Source organism: Sphingomonas sp. BL-S-28 (assembly GCF_055521515.1).
This window is the reverse complement of record NZ_CM145483.1, coordinates 1406494-1423070: the sequence shown is the minus strand read 5'-3', so window position 1 is coordinate 1423070 and position 16577 is coordinate 1406494. Positions and strand designations below refer to the sequence as shown.

Below are 16577 nucleotides of genomic sequence, written 5' to 3'. Positions count from 1 at the left end.
CCCTGCCGCAGCTACGCCCACAGGAGAACTTGAGTGGCCGCCCTTACCCATGACATCCCCCGCCAGCAGGTCACCGCGGCGATCGACCTGCTGATGCACAACCTCGTCAACATCAAGGACGAGACCGGCGAATTCCTGCTGCATCTGGAAGACGGCCGCGTGATCGACACCAAGGGCTGGGCCGGCTGGGAATGGACCCACGGCGTCGGCCTGTTCGGCATGTGGCGCTATTTCGAGCAGACCGGCGATGAAAAGGCGCTTGCCATCATCCGCCAGTGGTTTGCCGACCGTTTCGCCGAAGGCACGCCCACCAAGAACATCAACACGATGGCGCCGTTCATCACGCTGGCCTACCTCTACGAACTGGACGGCGATCCCAGCTACATCCCCTATCTCGACACCTGGGCCGAGTGGCTGATGGCGCCCGACGGCTTGCCCAAGACCGAGGAAGGCGGCTTCCAGCACATCGTCTACAACGACGAGAATCCGGGCGAGCTGTGGGATGACACGCTGATGATGAGCGTGCTGCCGCTGGCCAAGATCGGCCTGCTGCTGGACCGTCCGCAATACATCGAGGAAGCCAAGCGCCAGTTCCTCATCCACATCAAGTATCTGGCCGACAAGAAGACCGGCCTGTGGTTCCACGGCTGGGACTTCACCGGCCGCCACAACTTTGCAGAGGCGCTGTGGGCGCGCGGCAATTGCTGGGTGACGATCGCCATTCCGGAAATCATCGAACTGCTCGATCTGGAGCCGGGCGATGCCTTGCGCCTGTTCCTGATCGATACGCTGGCCGCGCAAGTCCGCACTCTGGCCGCGACGCAGGACGGTGAGACCGGCCTGTGGCACACGCTGATCGACGATCCGACCAGCTATCTGGAAGCATCCGCCACGGCAGGCTTCGCCTATGGCATCCTGAAGGCCGTGCGAAAGGGCTACCTGCCGCGCGAGTACGAGGATGTGGGCATCCGGGCCGTGCGCGGCGTGCTCGCCAATATCGACGAGACGGGCGAGTTGCAGCAGGTGAGCTTCGGCACCGCAATGGGCGACACGCTGCAGTTCTACAAGGACATCGCGCTGACCTCGATGCCTTACGGACAAAGCCTTGCCATCTGCGCGCTGGCCGAGTTCCTGCGGACCTATATCTGACGATGCGGCGGGCGGCTTCCCTGTTGCTGGCGGCGAGTTTCGTGCTCGCCGGTCCAGCGCGGGCGGCTGCTCCGCAATCCTCCGCTGCCTGGGTCCATTTCGAGCCCGCGCGCGGGGATTTCGCGCTGGCGACGGATGGCCGGGTGGCGCAAGTCGTCACGGCAGTGGAGGATCATGAACTGGTGCGCATCGCCGCCGAGGATCTGCGCGGCGATCTGGCCGCCGTCAGCGGCGCGAAGACGGCATCGGATGCGCAAATCTGGATCGGCACGCTGGGCCGCAATCCGGCGATCGACCGGCTCGTGGCGGCAGGCCGGATCGATGCGGCAAAACTGCGCGGCGCTTGGGAAAGCTTCGTCATCGCCGCGGTGCCGAACCCGGCCCCCGGTGTGAAACAGGCGCTGGTGGTGATCGGCAGCGACCGGCGCGGCACGGCCTATGGCGCCTACGAACTTTCCCGCGCCATCGGCGTGTCGCCCTGGCACTGGTGGGCCGACGTTCCGCCAGAACGGCACGCCGCGCTTTACGTTTCCGCCGGAACCCGCCGCTTCGGCCCGCCCTCGGTCAAGTATCGCGGAATCTACATCAATGATGAGGACTGGGGCCTCGTGCCCTGGGCACAGGGCACCTTCGCGCCGGACGAACCCGCCCCCGGCCCCAGGACTTATGCCAAAGTCTTCGACCTGCTGCTGCGCCTGAAGGGCAACATGCTCTGGCCGGCGATGCACAAGGTCAGCCGCGCGTTCAATGCCAACCCGGCCAATGCGGCGCTGGCGGAGCGTTACGGCGTGGTCATGGGGTCCAGCCACTCCGAACCGATGCTGCGCAACAACGTGGGCGAATGGACGGGGACGGCGGAACAGTTCAACTACCTGACCAATCGCGATGCGATCCGCGATTACTGGCGCGCGCGGGTGCAGAGCAATCGCGGTTACGAAACGATCTGGACGCTGGGCCAGCGCGGCATCCACGACAGCGCGATGATCGGCCCGACGACCGACGAAGGGCGGCGACAGGTGCTGGAACAGGTCTTCGCCGACCAGCGCGACCTGCTGCGTGAGGCCGGGATTGGGGGCGCCCCGCAAGTCTTCACGCCGTACAAGGAAGTGCTCGATATCTATCGCGCCGGGCTGAAAGTGCCGGACGATGTGACGCTGATGTGGACCGACGACAACTTCGGCTACATCCGCCAGTTCCCCAATGCGGCGGAACGGCAGCGCAGCGGCGGGGCCGGCGTCTATTACCATGTGTCGTACCTCGGCGCGCCGCTCTCCTACCTCTGGCTCTCGACCACGCCGCCCGCGCTGATCCGCGCGGAAATGGGGCGGGCGTGGGACTTGGGCGCGCGGCAGATGTGGATCGTCAATGCCGGAGACATCAAGCCGGCCGAACTCGACATCGATTATTTCCTCAGCCTCGCCTGGGACGTGGACGGCACCCGCGCCGCGCCTATCGACACATGGGTGGGGCGTTGGGCGGACGAGACCTTGGGCCGGGGCACCGGCGCGGAAGTGGCGGCGATCCTGCGCGATTACCACCGGCTGAATTTCACGCGGCGGCCCGAGCATCTGCAGTGGTATCTGCCCGGCGAGAAGCCGCACGCCAGCCCGCTTTCGATTGCCGAAGCCGACGCGCGGCTGGGCGACTTCGCGGTGATGGAGCAGCGGCTTGCCGCGATGCGTGCAAAGATTCCCGCCGAGCGCGCCGATGCCTTCTTCGAACTGGTGGACTATCCGGTTTCCGCCTCCGCCGCCGCCAACCGGCGCTTCTTCGCCGCCGAAGCGCATGACGCGCTGCGTGACAGGGATGCCGCCGAAAGCTGGCGGCGCGGGCAGATCGCGGCCGAGGCCGATGCGCAGATCGGCGCGCTGACTTGGCGCTACAACCGCGAGATCGCCGGCGGCAAGTGGCGCGGGATCATGACGGTGGAGCCCGCCGACGGCCAATGGCGCAGTTTTCGCCAGAGCCTGCCGGTGATCCCGGCGCTGGCCTCGATGCCGGCTGGGCCTATTGCCGCGCCACCGGTTTCGGCGCCGGTCGCGCCGCTGCCTGTACTTCGCCCCGACCAGTTCGCGCCCGGCAAGGGGTGGCGCCTGATCGACGGCCTTGGCCGGCTGGGTTCGGTGCTGGGCGCCTCCGGCACCGCCGCTTCGGCGCAAGGGGCAATCACGCTGCCGGCCGGCAACTGGCGCGCGGTGATCGATGTGCTGCCAAGTTACCCCTCCGACAATGGCGATGCGCTGCACCTGACCTTGCGCATCGACAGCGCGGTGCAGACGCTCGAAATTCCGCGCCATACCGGCGACCATACATGGGCGCTCGCCGTGCTCGACAACCGCATTTCCATCCCGCTGTCCGGCTCGCTGGCTGGCGGACGCCACCAGTTCACCCTCGAATCCGGCGATCCTGCCGTGATGGTCGAGGCCATCCGTTTCTTGCCTGCTGACAAGTCAATTACTCCGACATAATAATCGCGCGACGAGGCTGCCCACGAAGGCAGCCCGCACAAGAACATATACGGTGAAGGATCCTGTAGTGCCCGAAAGCCAGCAAGTGGCCGTGCGCCCCGTGCGCCTGAGAAACTACCTCGCCTATGGCTCGAACGATGTGCTCGGGGCCGGGTCGATGGCGGTCATCTCCGGCTGGGTGCTGATCTTCTACACCCAGTTCTGCGGGCTTTCGGCGGCGCAGGCGGCCATGATCTTCGCAGTGGCGCGCGTGCTGGACGCTTTCGCATCGCCGATGATCGGGTACATCTCCGACCACTTCGGCACCACCGCACTCGGCCGCAGGTTCGGGCGGCGGCGCTTCTTCATCCTTGCCGCGATTCCGCTGTTGCCCAGCTTCGCCCTGATGTGGCTGCCGGGGCAGAGCTTCTGGTATTACCTTGTCAGCTACGTGCTGTTCGAACTGGTCTATGCGATGGAGATCATCCCGTTCGAAACGCTCGCCGCCGAAATGTCGAGCGACTATCGCACCAAGGCCAAGTTCGCCGGATCGCGCATCCTGTTCGGGCAGGCATCCGCGATCCTCGCCGGTTTCCTGCCGCTCTGGCTGATCGAGGCGCTGGGGCGGGATAGCGCCGATACCTTCTTCTACATGGGCCTGATCTTCGCCGCGCTGTTCATGGTGACGGCGGCGATGCTCTATCTGTTCAGCTGGGAGCGGCATATGCCGGGCGGAGCGCCGCCACCCGCCGAACAGCGCCATTCCGCCGGCCCGCTGGAGGCCCTGAAAGCGCTCTACCGCAACCTGTTCTCCACGATGCGCATCCGCGCGTTTCGCCTGCACCTTGGCATGTATCTGGGCGGCTACATCAGCCAGGACGTGTTCAATGCGGCTTTCACCTTCTTCGTGATCTTCGCGCTGGCGGGCACCACCGCCGTCGCCTCCGGCCTGCTGGGGACGATGTACATCGTCCAGTTCGTGGCGGTGATCGTCGCCATCAACATGGCCCTGCGCGCCTCACCCAGTCGCGCCTACCAGATCGCCGCCGCCAGCTTCGGCGCCGGCGCGCTGACGCTGATCGGCCTGTGGACCTTCGGGATCACCGCCACCAGCCCCATGATCTGGCTGCCCATCGCATTGGCCGGCCTTGGTCGCGGTGCGCTCAACTACATCCCCTGGGCGACCTACAACTACATGGCCGACGTGGACGAGATCGTCACCGGCCGCCGCCGGGAGGGCGCCTTTGCCGGCGTCATGACCTTCGTGCGCAAGGCCACGCAGGCCGCCGCCGTCGCCGGAGTCGGCTTCGTCATGCAGGCGGGCGGGTTCGTTTCCGGCGCCCCGCAGCAATCGCATGGCGCGATCCTCACCATCGCCGTCCTGCTGGGCCTCGGCACCGTGGGCATGTTGCTGTTCGGCGTGCTGGTATCGCGCCGCTTCCGCCTCTCCCCCGCCACCCACGCCGTGCTGATGCGCGAGATCGAACACTTGCGCTCCGGCGCCCGCACCCCAAGCAGCCCCGAAGCCGGCGCGATCGTGGAAGACCTGTCCGGCTGGCGCTACGACCAGCTCTGGGGCCGCAATCCGCTGGTCGAACAGGAAGAGCGCAACGGCGGCGATCTGGGCAATCCGGTCAATGCGGGCCACTGAGTGGGTTTGCGCGCTAGAGCAGTTGATCCGATTGCATCGGATCAACTGCTCCAAGTTTTTGGTTGGCCGCATTTTCCGAGTCATCAGATGATTCCATCTGATTAGAAAATGCTCCAAGACCTGCTACGCATGCTGCCATGAGCAACAAGTCAGCCGGTATCGTTGAGGTCGATGGACTTCACTATGAATGGGAACTGCGGAGCGAGCCGCAGTGGGGTGATGCCGATGGCTGGAGGGGCATGACGATCGCCTTGCTGCAGAAGCACACCCAGCGCGGGGCCCTGTTGGAGTTTCCCCCGCCAAAGCGTTTGCTGAAAGGCATGCAGCGCGGGCGTCTTCAGATCAGCGACCCGGTCATAGCGCGGGGGATCCGGGCGGCGCTGGCGGCCGGCTGGGAGCCTGCTTCGCGCGGAAAACCGATGGTTTTTACCGTCGATGCGGATGGTAACTAGGCCACATCCGGGCGAGCACCCTGCATTGCCTCATGCGCAGGAAAGCTTATGGCAACGACAACACATCGACAGGCGGATACAATGACAGCACCTTCCATCGACGAGCGACGCGAGCATTTTGCCTATTGCGTCCAACTTTTCGGCGGCACCACGGCATTCTCGCGGCGCCTTGGCATAGACGAGCGGGCGATCCGGCGTTTCATCAATGGCGAGCGCCCGCTTGGCGACGGCCTTCTGGAAGATACGGCGAAGGCCCTGCGTCAGCTTGCCACTGAAGCGACTGCCGCCGAAAAAGAGATCGCAGCGACCTTGAGCGCTGGACCGAACAGTCCGTCATAAGGCGCAGAGGGGCACACGAACGAGCGGATAAGGGCCCGTGATCTGCCACGGGCATCCCGCCTCCTTCCGGTGATCGTGCCCGCCCAGCGCCCTTACCGCCGCGGCGCGCGGTAGCCCACAGCCTCACCGATCTCCCCCGCCGTCGCGACGATGGCGGCGACAAGATCATCGACGATGTCGTCGGTCAGGTAATGGGCGGCGCTGGCGATGGAGAGGGCGATGCAGATCTGGCGGCGCGCGTCGCGGATCGGCGCCGCGATGGAACGGACGCCGTCGCCCAGTTCGCTGTCGTGAAGCACATAGCCGCGCGCCTTGTGCTCGCGCATCTGGGCGACATATTCCTTCATCGCCTTGGCCGAAACCTTGCCGCCATTGGCCTGGCGGTAGAGTTCTTCCCAAACCTCTTCCGGCTCATCCAGCAGCAGTGCCTTGCCAAGGCCGGTCTCGGCGATAGGGCGGCGGTCGCCCGGAGCCGTGGCCACGCGCAGGCGCTGGCGGCCGGTCACGCGGTCCAGGTGGCGGGACCAGTCGCCCTCCCGCTTGCCGACGAAGACGCAGAAACCGGTCTCGTCCGACAGTTTTTCCATGAACGGGCGCGCCACGCGCACATAGTCGATCTGTTCGGTGGCCATCACCCCCAGTTCCAGCAGCTTGGGGCCAAGCCCGAAGCCGTCGCTGGTCACCGAAAGATAGCCACGCGATTTCAGCGCCTGCGCCAGACGGTGCGCCGTCGTCTTGCTCATGCCCAGTTTGCGGGCGAGATCGGCGGCCCGGATCGGCCCGTCGATCACCTCGTCCATGATGTCGAGCGCGCGCATCAGCGTCTGCGTGCCCTTCACTTCGACATCGGCCTTTTCTTCGCGCAGTGCCGTCATTGTCAGCAATCCGTTCTCGCGCCCCACTTAGAGGGACGCATACCCACCTGTCCCACCGATCTATAGTCTGCCGGGCCAAGGTCAACTCAATTGCGATCTCATCGAAGCCCCGTTCCCGTGGCCGAGAATAGGTCGATCCTTCTTCGATTGAAGACAGCCATGCGCCCTGCCCGGCCACGAGGAGTGGTGTCCGGGAGAGGTTCAGCGTGCGTCCAACCGCTTTTTCCGGGGCTTCGCATGGTTTCGCAGCGCCTGCGAAAACTTCTTTTCGACCCTCTTGCGGGGAAAAATGTTTGCGCTACCATAAAGCGGTAAACGGCGCCGCGAAGGATGCCGGGAGGGGAAAATCGTGAAATCCATCGGCCTGTCCGCCATCGCTCTGGCCTTAGCCTGTTCCGCAGCCAGTTCCGCACGTGCCGAAGACGCTGCCTCCCCGCGCAAGGTCCGTATCGACGCCGCCGCTTCGACGGGCCCGGTCGATCGCTTCTTCGATCTTTCGGTGGGCTCCGACTTTCCCGGCACCCTGAAGCGCGCCGACAGTCAGGCGCAGCTGAAGATCGCGGCCGACGAACTGGGCTTTCGCTACATCCGCTTTCACGACGTGTTTCATGACGTGCTCGGCACCGTGCGCAAGGTGGACGGCAAGATCGTCTATGACTGGAGCGGGATAGACGCGCTCTACGATGCGCTGCTGGCCAAGAAGATTCGGCCTTTCGTGGAACTGGGCTGGACGCCGGCGGCCATCCGCACATCGGACCAGCAGCTGTTCTACTGGAAGGGCAACACTTCCCACCCCGATCCGGCCCAATGGCGCGATCTGGTCCATGCCTTCGTCACCCACATGCGCGCGCGCTACGGGGCGGAGGAAGTGCGCAGCTGGTATTTCGAGCTGTGGAACGAGCCCAATCTGGACGGCTTCTGGGAAGGCGCGGACCAGGGCGCCTATTTCAGCCTCTATGCCGACACCGTCCGGACCATCAAGGCCATCGATCCGCGCCTGCGCGTGGGCGGCCCGGCCACGGCGGGCGCGGCGTGGGTGCCGGAATTCCTGGCCTATGCCGCCAAGAACACGCTGCCAGTCGATTTCGTGACGACGCATACTTACGGCGTCGAAGGCGGGTTTCTGGACGAACAGGGCAAGCAGGACACCAAGCTCTCCCCCTCCCCCGATGCGGTGATCGGCGACGTGCGGCATGTGCGGGAGCAGATAGAGGCCTCCGCCTATCCCGGCATTCCGCTCTATTTCACCGAGTGGAGCACTAGCTACACCCCGCGCGACTTCGTGCACGACAGCTATGTCAGCGCGCCCTACATCCTCACCAAGCTGAAGAAGACCGGCGGGCTGGCCCAGGGCATGAGCTACTGGACTTATACCGACCTGTTCGAGGAACCCGGCCCGCCGCCCACGCCGTTTCATGGCGGCTTCGGCCTGATGAACCGTGAAGGCATCCGCAAGCCGGCGTGGTTCGCCTACAAGTACCTCCACGCGCTTCGGGGCCGGACGATTCCGGTCACCGACGAATTCACGCTGGCCGCGCGGGAGGGGAAGGCGGTTTCCGCCGTGGTGTGGGACTGGCACCAGCCCACCCAGACGCTGAGCAACAAGCCGTTCTACACCCGCCTCCAGCCCGCGCGCGCCAGTGCGCCGCTCGATATCCGGTTCGACCACCTTGTGCCCGGCAAGTACCGGGTGGAAACGCGGCGAACCGGCTATCGGCACAACGATCCGCTCTCGCTCTATATCGACATGGGCATGCCCGATGCGGCCAATGAGGCGCAGCTTGCGCAGTTGCGTGCCGAAACCGAAGACAAGCCGGAAGCGGCGAAGTTCATCACCGTGGGCCGCGACGGCACGGCGGCGCTGACCGTGCCGATGCAGACGAACGATGTCGTGCTGGTGACGCTGAAGCCCGCATCATGACCAAAGAAGGAACCACCATGAGCCTTACGCGCCGCACCGTGTTCAAGGGCGCGCTTGCCGGGGCGGCGCTGCCTGCCCTGCCCGCCTTGGCCGCGCCGCTTGCCACGCGCGAGACCGGCTCTGCCGCCGCCGCGAACTGGGGCGAAGGCGCAGAGGGCCAGCGCAAGGCCGATCTGGGCAACGGCACGTATCGCAACCCGATCCTGTCCGGCGATCATCCCGACCCGACGATCCTGAAGGATGGCGACGTCTATTACATGACGTTCTCCTCCTTCGACTATTATCCCGGCCTGGTGATCTGGCAGTCGCGCGATCTGGTGAACTGGTCGCCGATCGGGCCGGCGCTGCAGCACAATCTGGGCAGCGTCTGGGCCGTAGATCTGGTGAAGCACAAGGGGCGCTATTTCATCTACCTGCCCGCGGCGCCGGACGGAAAGCCCTGGGGCATCTACGTGATCTGGGCGGACGACATTTGCGGGCCGTGGAGCGATCCGGTGGACCTGAACATCCCGGGCTGCATCGATCCGGGCCACGTGGTGGGTGAGGATGGGCGCCGCTATCTCTTCACCAACGGCATCCGCAAGGTGCGCCTGACCGACGACGGCCTCGCCACCGATGGCCCGGTGGAAAAGGCCTACGATCCCTGGCGCTATCCCGACGACTGGATCGTCGAGAACTTCGCGCCGGAGGGCCCCAAGCTGCTTCGGCACAACGGCTGGTTCTACCTCGTCACCGCGATCGGCGGCACGGCGGGGCCGGTGACGGGGCACATGGTGATCGCCGCGCGATCCCGATCGGTGAACGGGCCGTGGGAGCATTGCCCGCACAACCCCATCGTGCGTACCCAGAGCACCGCAGAACCCTGGTGGTCGCGCGGCCATGCCACGCTGGTGGAAGGTCCGGCCGGGGACTGGTGGATGGTCTATCACGGCTATGAGAACGGCATGCGCACACTGGGCCGGCAGACCCTGCTGGAGCCGATCGAATGGACGGCGGACGGCTGGTTCCGGGCCAAGGGCGGCGATCTCTCCCGCCCGCTGCCCATGCCTGCGGGTGGCAAGCCCTCCCCTTCCACGCCTGCGCTTTCCGACGATTTCTCGAAAGACCGGATGGGGGTGCAATGGACCTTCTTCGCGCCGGAAGCGGGCGCGCCGCGCGCTGCCTACCGCCCCGGCGGGCTGGTGCTGACGGCTGCGGGCACCTCCCCCGCCGACTCCGCGCCGCTCACCTGCATCGCCGGGGACCGCCGCTATCAGGCGGAAGTGTCGCTGGACCTGCTGGGTGACGAGGCCGAGGCGGGGCTGCTGCTGTTCTACAACCACAAGGCCTATGTCGGCCTTGGCTTCACGCCGTCGGTGCTGAAGATCTTCGAATATTCGGAGGAGCTGAAGTGGGCCGGGATCGCGCACCAGACGCGCAGCATTCGCCTGCGGCTGACCAGCGACGAGAACGTGATCACCTGGCACTACTCGCACGACGACGGCCGCACGTGGAAGCGGCACGACACGCGCATGGAAGTCTCCGGCCTGCATCACAATACGTTCGGCGGCTTCCTCAGCCTGCGCCTCGGCATCTATGCCGCGGGCAAGGGCGAAGTGCGGCTGCGCGATTTCCGCTATCGCGCCAATGGCGCGATAGTGTGAAGGCTCAAATGCTGGCTGAGTAGATAGGTCTTCCCGGCACCGGCATCTCTACGCGGTAGACGGTGCCGGTGCTCGATTCCGTGAAGTAGAGCCAGCGGTTGTCCGGCCCGCCATAGGCGGCGTTGGTGGTGTAGCGCCCCTCCGGCACATCGATGCGCAAGATCGGCTCGCCCCGGTTGCTGAACAGCCAGACCGCCCCGAAGCCGACGTGGCAGACGACAAGATTGTCGTCCTCATCGATAGTCAGCCCGTCCGGGCCGGAGCCGCCCGACATCTGGATATAAGTGCCGACCTTGCTGACGACCTCTCCGTCCTCCACCAGCGGGCAGCGCCAGACGGCATTGGCGCGGGTGACGGCCAGGAACAGCGCGGTTTCGGCCTTGTTGAGCACCAGTCCATTGGGGCTGGGGATGCTGCCAAGCAGCAGTTCGAGCCGCCCCGTACCGGCACGCACGCGAAACAGGCGGCCATTGGGGTTCTGCCAGCCGGACTGGCCCTGATCGGTGAAGTAGATGTCTCCATTGCGGGCGATGGTCAGGTCGTTGCAGCCCAAAAACGGCTCCAGCAGATAGCGGTCGAACCAGACTTCCGACTTCCCACTGGCAGGGTCGCAGATCACCATGCCCTTGTGATGGTCCGCCACCAGCAGGCGCCCGTCGGAGAGGAATTTCATGCCGTTGGGTTGGCCGTCATATTCGAAGCCGACCTCGCAAGTGCCGTCCGGCGCGATGCGAAACAGGCGGCCCCAGGGGATATCCGTCACCCACAAGTTGCCCGCCGCATCGAACACCGGCCCTTCAAGGAATACCGGCGCCGGGGCACCGTGAAGCTGCACGCGCGCCCATTCGCTGCTTTCGCCGAAGCGGCGGAATTCATCGGGAATGCGGCAGAAAACTTCCGCCATGACGGCGGGCGGCGCAGCGAACATCTCTCTCTCCTCATCCCGCCCCGCTCTTCGCAGGGCATCGCTCTGACGGCATTCGATGCCTGCCGGGCGCCCCACAGACCTATTGCCCATTGACCGTTCTGAAAAGAGGCTTCACCACTCGAACAGCCCATGAAAGTATACATAACGGGCGAGGAGAGGCGAAATCCCCATGAGTTCTGGCGAACTCGTATGCATTATCGACCCTATCCATCCCCTCGGCGTGGAGCGGATGGCGGGGGCGCACGATATCATCGCTCCGGCGAACTGGCGGGACGACCCCCGGCTGGCCGAAACCAGTGTGATCGTGATCCGCACCAGCCCGCTCGGCCTCGAGGTTTTCGGGGCGATGCCCCGCCTGAAGGCGATCGTGAAGCACGGCGCCGGGGTGGACAATATCGACATTCCCGCCGCCACCGCGCGCGGCGTGCTGGTGGCCAATACGCCGGGCGGCAACAACGCCTCCGCCGTCGCCGAAGGGGCCGTCTCGATGATGCTGGCGCTGCTGCGCCGCACGCGCGAGATGGATACACTTGTGCGCCGCAATCGCTGGGACGAGCGCTGGGGCGTGCGACTGGGAGACCTGACCGGCGCGCGCGTGGGCCTGATCGGCTTCGGCCGCATCGCCCGCTGCGTGGCGCGGATATGCGGCGCGGGTTTCGGCGCCGAAGTGGCCGCCTTCGATCCCATGGTCGCGGATGAGGACATGCGCGCCGCCGGCGTCGAACCGCTGCCGCTGGCGGACGTGCTGAAGCGCGACGTCATCTCCATCCACACGCCTCTAACCGAAGGCACGCGCAATCTGATCGATACCGTGGAACTGGGCCTGATGGCGCCCCACGCCATCCTCGTGAACTGTTCGCGCGGCGGCATCGTCAATGAGGCGGCGCTGGCGGAAGCGCTCAAGTCCGGCCAGATCGCCGGTGCCGGGATCGACGTGTTCGATGCCGAGCCCCCTTCCCCTGACAATCCGCTGTTCGCGCTGCCGAACTGCCTGCTCTCCCCCCATGTCGCCGGCGTTACCGAGGCCGGAATGCGCGACATGGCGCTGAATGTCGCCCGCGTGGTCGATCTGGTCAGCCGCGGGGAGCGGCCGGACACCCTGCTCAATCCGGAGATTTTCGCATGCCCCCCTCCCTGCCCGCCCCGTTAAAGTCGGTGATCTATCGCCGCATCCCCCGCCCCGATCCCGCACTGGTTTCCCGCGCCGCCAAGTTCGGCGTCGCCGACCTGCACGAAGGACTGGGCGAGATCGCCGGACGCATGGGCCTGATGAGCCCGGCGATGGTGCCGATCGCTCCCGGGCAGAAGCTGTGCGGCCCCGCCGTCACCGCCTGGAACTTTCCCGGCGACAACCTGGCGATCCACGCCGCGCTCTGGGTGGCGGAAGCGGGCGACGTTCTGGTGCTCACCAATGGCGGCGGCCATCAGGGCGCACTCTGGGGCGACGTTGCCTGTACTTACGCGAAGCAGAAGGGGCTGGCCGGCACGGTCGTCCACGGGGCCATGCGCGATGTCGACGCGATCCGGGAACTGGGCTTTCCGGTCTGGTCCACCGCCGTCTCTGTCGAGCATCCCAAGAAGCGCGGACCGGCCGCCGTCAACGTGCCCGTGGTGGCCGACGGCGTGCGGGTGGAGCCGGGCGATCTGGTGGTGGGCGATTCCGACGGCGTGCTGGTGATCCCGCGCGCGCTGATCGAACAGACCGTCGCCAGGGCCGAAACGCGCGCCGCCGCCGAAGTCGAATTCCGCCGCCGCATCGGCGAGGGCGAAGTGCTGTTCGAAATCCTCGGCATGGACAAGATCGTCGCCGATCTGGGCATCGAAATTCACGACTGCACCTGGGGAGGGGACCGCTAGCGGTCCAAGCAGGGACGACCGGGCCGGCATCCCCCGCGGGCCCGGTCGTATCCCCGGGGAAACAATCGCACCGGCCGAATTCCGGGCGTTCGAGAGGAAGCAAGGAGAGGAACATGGGCGCAATTACGCCGGACAGGCAGATGCATCTGGTCAGTTTCCAGATCCATTCCCCGATCAATCACACCGTGCTCAGCTGGGCCGCCCCCGGCGACAACCGACTGGCGGCAATGGCCGACCTGAAGGCATGGCAGGATCTTGTCCGCACGCTGGAGCGCGGCAAGTTCGACGGGCTGTTCTTCGCCGATACCCCCGGCGTGTTCGACCGCTATCGCGACAGCCACGAGGATGCGGTGAAGTACGGCATCTGCTGGCCCAACCACGATCCGGTCGTGCTGCTATCCGCGCTGGCCGCCGCGACCGAGCATCTGGGCCTTGCCACGACGATGTCCACCAGTTCGTACCGCCCGTGGTCGATCGTGCGCCAGCTATCCACGCTGGATTATCTCTCTGGCGGCCGTGTGGGCTGGAACATCGTCACCGGCCATCTGCGCGGCGAACATCGCGCGCTGGGCCATGAACAACAGGAGCATGACCGCCGCTACGACGCCGCCGACGAGTACATGGAAATCTGCTACCGCCTGTGGGATTCCATCGGCGAAGGCGCGATTCTGGCCGATCGCGAGGCGGGCGTCTACGCCGATCCTTCCAAGGTTCAGTTCGTCGATTTCCAGGGCGAGTTTCACAAGTGCCAGACGGTGGGGCCGGTCCTCCCCTCCCCCCAGAAGCGGCCGGTGCTGTTTCAGGCAGGGGCATCGGGGCGCGGCCTGCGCTTCGGGATCGAGCATGGCGATGTGGTCTTCGCGATCCAGCCCAACCTGCCGGGAATGCAGCGCTACATGGGGCAGCTGCGCGAAACCGCCGCCAGCCTTGGCCGCAAGGCGCCCGGCGTGCTGTTTGGCGTGCAGCCGATCCTTGGCGGCACCGAGGAGGAAGCGCAGCGCCATCTGGACGACCTGATCGAGCGCCTGCCGCTCGACGGCTGTCTGGCGCGGCTATCCGGGACGATGGGCGTCGATTTCTCCGGCATAGAACTCGATCAGCCGATGCAGGAACAGGCGACGCAGGCCTCTCAGGGGCTGATGAAGGCCTTCACCTCGGTTCTTGGCGACCGGCCCTTCACCTTGCGCGAAGTGGCCATCAAGTGGGGCCTGTCGGTCGGCATGCCGCAGATCGTCGGCACACCCGAGCAAGTGGCGGACCAGTTGGAGACAATCTGGCGCGAAACCGGCTGCCATGGCTACAACCTGACGCCCACGGTCATGGCCTCCTCCGTCACCCACTTCGTCGATGAGGTCGTGCCGATCCTGCAAAAGCGCGGCGTGTTCCGCACTGAATACGAAGGCACGACATTCGCCGCCAATCTCGGCCTCACCTGATGGCGATAGCCGGGAAAGCCCACAATATCGCCCAATTGCGCGCCCTCGCCCACCGGCGGCTGCCGCGCGCGATCTGGGAATTCATGGAGCGCGGCACGGAGGACGACCTGCTGATCGGGCGCAATGTCGCCGCCCTGCAATCGCTCCACCTCACCCCGCGCGCGCTGCGTGACGTTTCCGCGCGCTCTGCCGAGATCACGCTGTTCGGCCGCCGCCAGCCCCTGCCGCTGGTGATCGCGCCCACCGGCATTGCCGACCTGATGTGGCATCATGGCGAGCGCGCCATCGCCTCGGCCGCTGCCGCTGCCGGCATTCCCTTCACCCAGACCACCAGTTCCACCACCAGCTTCGCCGATATCGCCAAAGTCGCGACTGCCGGCCACTGGATGCAGATGTACTTGTGGGAACGACGCGACCTGTCCTGGCAGGTGGTCGACGCCGCACGCGAAAACGGTGCCGACGTGCTGGTGCTGACGGTCGACACGCCGGTCTGGCCCCTGCGCGAATTCAACCGCCGCGCCGGCATGTCCAACCCGATCCGGCCCAATGCCCGCCTTGTCGGTGATTTCCTGCGCCGCCCGCGCTGGCTGGCCTCGGTGATGGGGCGCTACATGCTGTCGGGCGGCTTGCCGCAGTTCGCCAATTATCCGGCCGAGGTGGGCGGGAAAGTCACCGGCAAAGTGGCGCGCGTCGCCAATTCCGCCTCGGTCGACTGGAAGGACGTGGACGAGTTGCGCCGCCGCTGGCCGGGCAAGCTGGTGGTGAAAGGCCTGCTCCACCCCGACGACGCGCGACGCGCCATCGATCACGGGGTAGACGGCATCGCCGTTTCCAATCACGGCGGCCGCAATTTCGATTCCGCGCCCCCCGCCATCCAGGTGCTGCCCGCCATGGTCGATGCCGTGGCGGGCCGGGCGACCGTTCTGTTCGACAGCGGCGTGCGCCGCGGGGCGGACCTGCTAAAGGCGATCGCGCTGGGCGCCGATGCGGTGATGATCGGCCGCGCGACACTCTATGGCTGCGCGGCCGGGGGGCAGGCAGGCGCCGCTCATGCCCTCGCCCTGCTCGCGCAGGAGATCGATGTGGCGATGGCCATGCTGGGGATCACCCGGCTGGGCGAACTCGACCGCACTTTCCTCCAGCCCGTGGCCAAGGCTATGCAGGACCACGCATGACCACGCCGCCCTCCGACCCGACTTCATCTGGCGCCGCCAGCCAGCGCATTGCCGACATCCTCGCCGAACGCATCCTTGCGGGCGACCTCGCCCCCGGCGCGCGGATCAAGCAGGACGAACTGGCCGCCGAACTGGACACGAGCCGCATCCCCGTGCGCGACGCGCTGCGGATGCTGGAGGCGCGCGGCCTCGTCGTCATGCGCCCCAATGCCGGTGCGCGCGTCGCCAGCCTGACCATGCGCGATCTGGAGATTTCCTACGAAATCCGCGAGCGGATCGAACCGCTACTACTCGCCGAAAGCATGCCGCGCCTGACCGAGGCCGATTTCGCCGACCTCAAGACAGTGATGGAGCGTAACGAGCAAGTCACCGATATCGATGAGGCCATCGCGCTGGGCCGCGAATTCCACTGGATCACCTATCGCCGGCATGAGACCCCCCTGCTCGCCCAGATCGTCGAGCGCGTCTGGGATACGACGCAAAGCTATCGCCGCGCCTACCTGAAACTCGCCTTCGCCAGCGGCAGCCGCACGCACGATGTGGAGCACCAGTTGCTCTACGACGCGGTGGTGCGCGGCGAAGTCGAAACCGCACAGGCCGCGCTGGTGCTGCATATCCGCCGCACGCGGATCGGCCTGCAGCGCCATGCGCATCGGCTCAGCCAGACGCGCTAGAGCATTTTCCGAGTCATCAGGTGATTCCAC

General features: G+C 66.0%; 14 protein-coding genes. 12 read left to right on the top strand and 2 right to left on the bottom strand.

Annotated elements, in window-relative coordinates:
• The first annotated feature begins 33 nt into the window (after positions 1-33).
• The 5 genes from bglB (at position 34) to ACZ1JC_RS05980 (ending at position 6038) form a co-directional block, all read left to right on the top strand.
• A complete protein-coding gene (gene bglB / locus ACZ1JC_RS06000; RefSeq protein WP_465138842.1) occupies positions 34-1149 on the top strand; it encodes a beta-galactosidase BglB in 1116 nt (371 codons plus the stop codon).
• A gap of 41 nt (positions 1150-1190) precedes the next feature.
• Positions 1191-3617, top strand: coding sequence for a glycosyl hydrolase 115 family protein (locus ACZ1JC_RS05995; RefSeq protein WP_465138843.1), 2427 nt, complete (start codon positions 1191-1193; stop codon positions 3615-3617).
• A 52-nt stretch (positions 3618-3669) separates the two neighbouring features.
• Positions 3670-5247: an MFS transporter gene (locus ACZ1JC_RS05990; protein WP_465138844.1), complete on the top strand. Its 1578-nt coding sequence runs from the start codon at positions 3670-3672 to the stop codon at positions 5245-5247.
• A gap of 137 nt (positions 5248-5384) precedes the next feature.
• Positions 5385-5699, top strand: a complete 315-nt coding sequence (locus ACZ1JC_RS05985; RefSeq protein WP_465138845.1) for a hypothetical protein — start codon at positions 5385-5387, stop codon at positions 5697-5699.
• Positions 5700-5747: 48 nt separating this feature from the next.
• Positions 5748-6038, top strand: a complete 291-nt coding sequence (locus ACZ1JC_RS05980) for a hypothetical protein (RefSeq protein ID WP_465138846.1) — start codon at positions 5748-5750, stop codon at positions 6036-6038.
• Positions 6039-6130: 92 nt separating this feature from the next.
• On the opposite strand, the gene ACZ1JC_RS05975 is transcribed toward ACZ1JC_RS05980, so the two are convergent.
• Positions 6131-6913 (bottom strand): IclR family transcriptional regulator, encoded by a 783-nt coding sequence (locus tag ACZ1JC_RS05975; protein WP_465138847.1) that lies wholly within the window; start codon positions 6911-6913, stop codon positions 6131-6133.
• Positions 6914-7262: 349 nt separating this feature from the next.
• On the opposite strand from ACZ1JC_RS05975, the gene ACZ1JC_RS05970 reads away from it, so the two are divergent.
• Together ACZ1JC_RS05970 and ACZ1JC_RS05965 are read left to right on the top strand one after the other, a co-directional pair.
• The gene (locus ACZ1JC_RS05970; RefSeq protein ID WP_465138848.1) at positions 7263-8834 is read left to right on the top strand and encodes a GH39 family glycosyl hydrolase; all 1572 of its coding nucleotides are present in this window, start codon (positions 7263-7265) and stop codon (positions 8832-8834) included.
• A gap of 17 nt (positions 8835-8851) precedes the next feature.
• A complete protein-coding gene (locus ACZ1JC_RS05965; protein WP_465138849.1) occupies positions 8852-10477 on the top strand; it encodes a family 43 glycosylhydrolase in 1626 nt (541 codons plus the stop codon).
• 4 nt (positions 10478-10481) lie between these two features.
• On the opposite strand, the gene ACZ1JC_RS05960 is transcribed toward ACZ1JC_RS05965, so the two are convergent.
• A complete protein-coding gene (locus ACZ1JC_RS05960) occupies positions 10482-11405 on the bottom strand; it encodes an SMP-30/gluconolactonase/LRE family protein (RefSeq protein ID WP_465138850.1) in 924 nt (307 codons plus the stop codon).
• 169 nt (positions 11406-11574) lie between these two features.
• Between ACZ1JC_RS05960 and ACZ1JC_RS05955 the strand changes: the two genes are divergently transcribed.
• From ACZ1JC_RS05955 to ACZ1JC_RS05935, 5 genes are all read left to right on the top strand, one after another.
• Positions 11575-12555, top strand: a complete 981-nt coding sequence (locus tag ACZ1JC_RS05955) for a hydroxyacid dehydrogenase (RefSeq protein WP_465138851.1) — start codon at positions 11575-11577, stop codon at positions 12553-12555.
• Positions 12528-13262, top strand: coding sequence for a 4-carboxy-4-hydroxy-2-oxoadipate aldolase/oxaloacetate decarboxylase (locus ACZ1JC_RS05950; protein ID WP_465138852.1), 735 nt, complete (start codon positions 12528-12530; stop codon positions 13260-13262). The genes ACZ1JC_RS05955 and ACZ1JC_RS05950 overlap by 28 nt, the downstream gene beginning before the upstream one ends.
• A 113-nt stretch (positions 13263-13375) precedes the next feature.
• Positions 13376-14698 (top strand): NtaA/DmoA family FMN-dependent monooxygenase, encoded by a 1323-nt coding sequence (locus tag ACZ1JC_RS05945; protein WP_465138853.1) that lies wholly within the window; start codon positions 13376-13378, stop codon positions 14696-14698.
• A complete protein-coding gene (locus ACZ1JC_RS05940; protein ID WP_465138854.1) occupies positions 14698-15873 on the top strand; it encodes an alpha-hydroxy acid oxidase in 1176 nt (391 codons plus the stop codon). Before ACZ1JC_RS05945 ends, ACZ1JC_RS05940 begins: the two co-directional genes overlap by 1 nt.
• Positions 15870-16547, top strand: coding sequence for a GntR family transcriptional regulator (locus ACZ1JC_RS05935; RefSeq protein WP_465138855.1), 678 nt, complete (start codon positions 15870-15872; stop codon positions 16545-16547). The genes ACZ1JC_RS05940 and ACZ1JC_RS05935 overlap by 4 nt, the downstream gene beginning before the upstream one ends.
• Positions 16548-16577: the final 30 nt, after the last annotated feature.

What these genes read in the sequence shown, in the direction of transcription:
- ACZ1JC_RS05985 (WP_465138845.1), top strand. Translation starts at nt 5,385, where the DNA reads ATGAGCAACAAGTCAGCCGGTATCGTTGAGGTCGATGGACTTCACTAT.
- ACZ1JC_RS05980 (WP_465138846.1), top strand. Translation starts at nt 5,748, where the DNA reads ATGGCAACGACAACACATCGACAGGCGGATACAATGACAGCACCTTCC.
- ACZ1JC_RS05975 (WP_465138847.1), bottom strand. Translation starts at nt 6,913, where the DNA reads ATGACGGCACTGCGCGAAGAAAAGGCCGATGTCGAAGTGAAGGGCACG.
- ACZ1JC_RS05965 (WP_465138849.1), top strand. Translation starts at nt 8,852, where the DNA reads ATGAGCCTTACGCGCCGCACCGTGTTCAAGGGCGCGCTTGCCGGGGCG.
- ACZ1JC_RS05960 (WP_465138850.1), bottom strand. Translation starts at nt 11,405, where the DNA reads ATGTTCGCTGCGCCGCCCGCCGTCATGGCGGAAGTTTTCTGCCGCATT.
- ACZ1JC_RS05955 (WP_465138851.1), top strand. Translation starts at nt 11,575, where the DNA reads ATGAGTTCTGGCGAACTCGTATGCATTATCGACCCTATCCATCCCCTC.
- ACZ1JC_RS05950 (WP_465138852.1), top strand. Translation starts at nt 12,528, where the DNA reads ATGCCCCCCTCCCTGCCCGCCCCGTTAAAGTCGGTGATCTATCGCCGC.
- ACZ1JC_RS05945 (WP_465138853.1), top strand. Translation starts at nt 13,376, where the DNA reads ATGGGCGCAATTACGCCGGACAGGCAGATGCATCTGGTCAGTTTCCAG.
- ACZ1JC_RS05940 (WP_465138854.1), top strand. Translation starts at nt 14,698, where the DNA reads ATGGCGATAGCCGGGAAAGCCCACAATATCGCCCAATTGCGCGCCCTC.
- ACZ1JC_RS05935 (WP_465138855.1), top strand. Translation starts at nt 15,870, where the DNA reads ATGACCACGCCGCCCTCCGACCCGACTTCATCTGGCGCCGCCAGCCAG.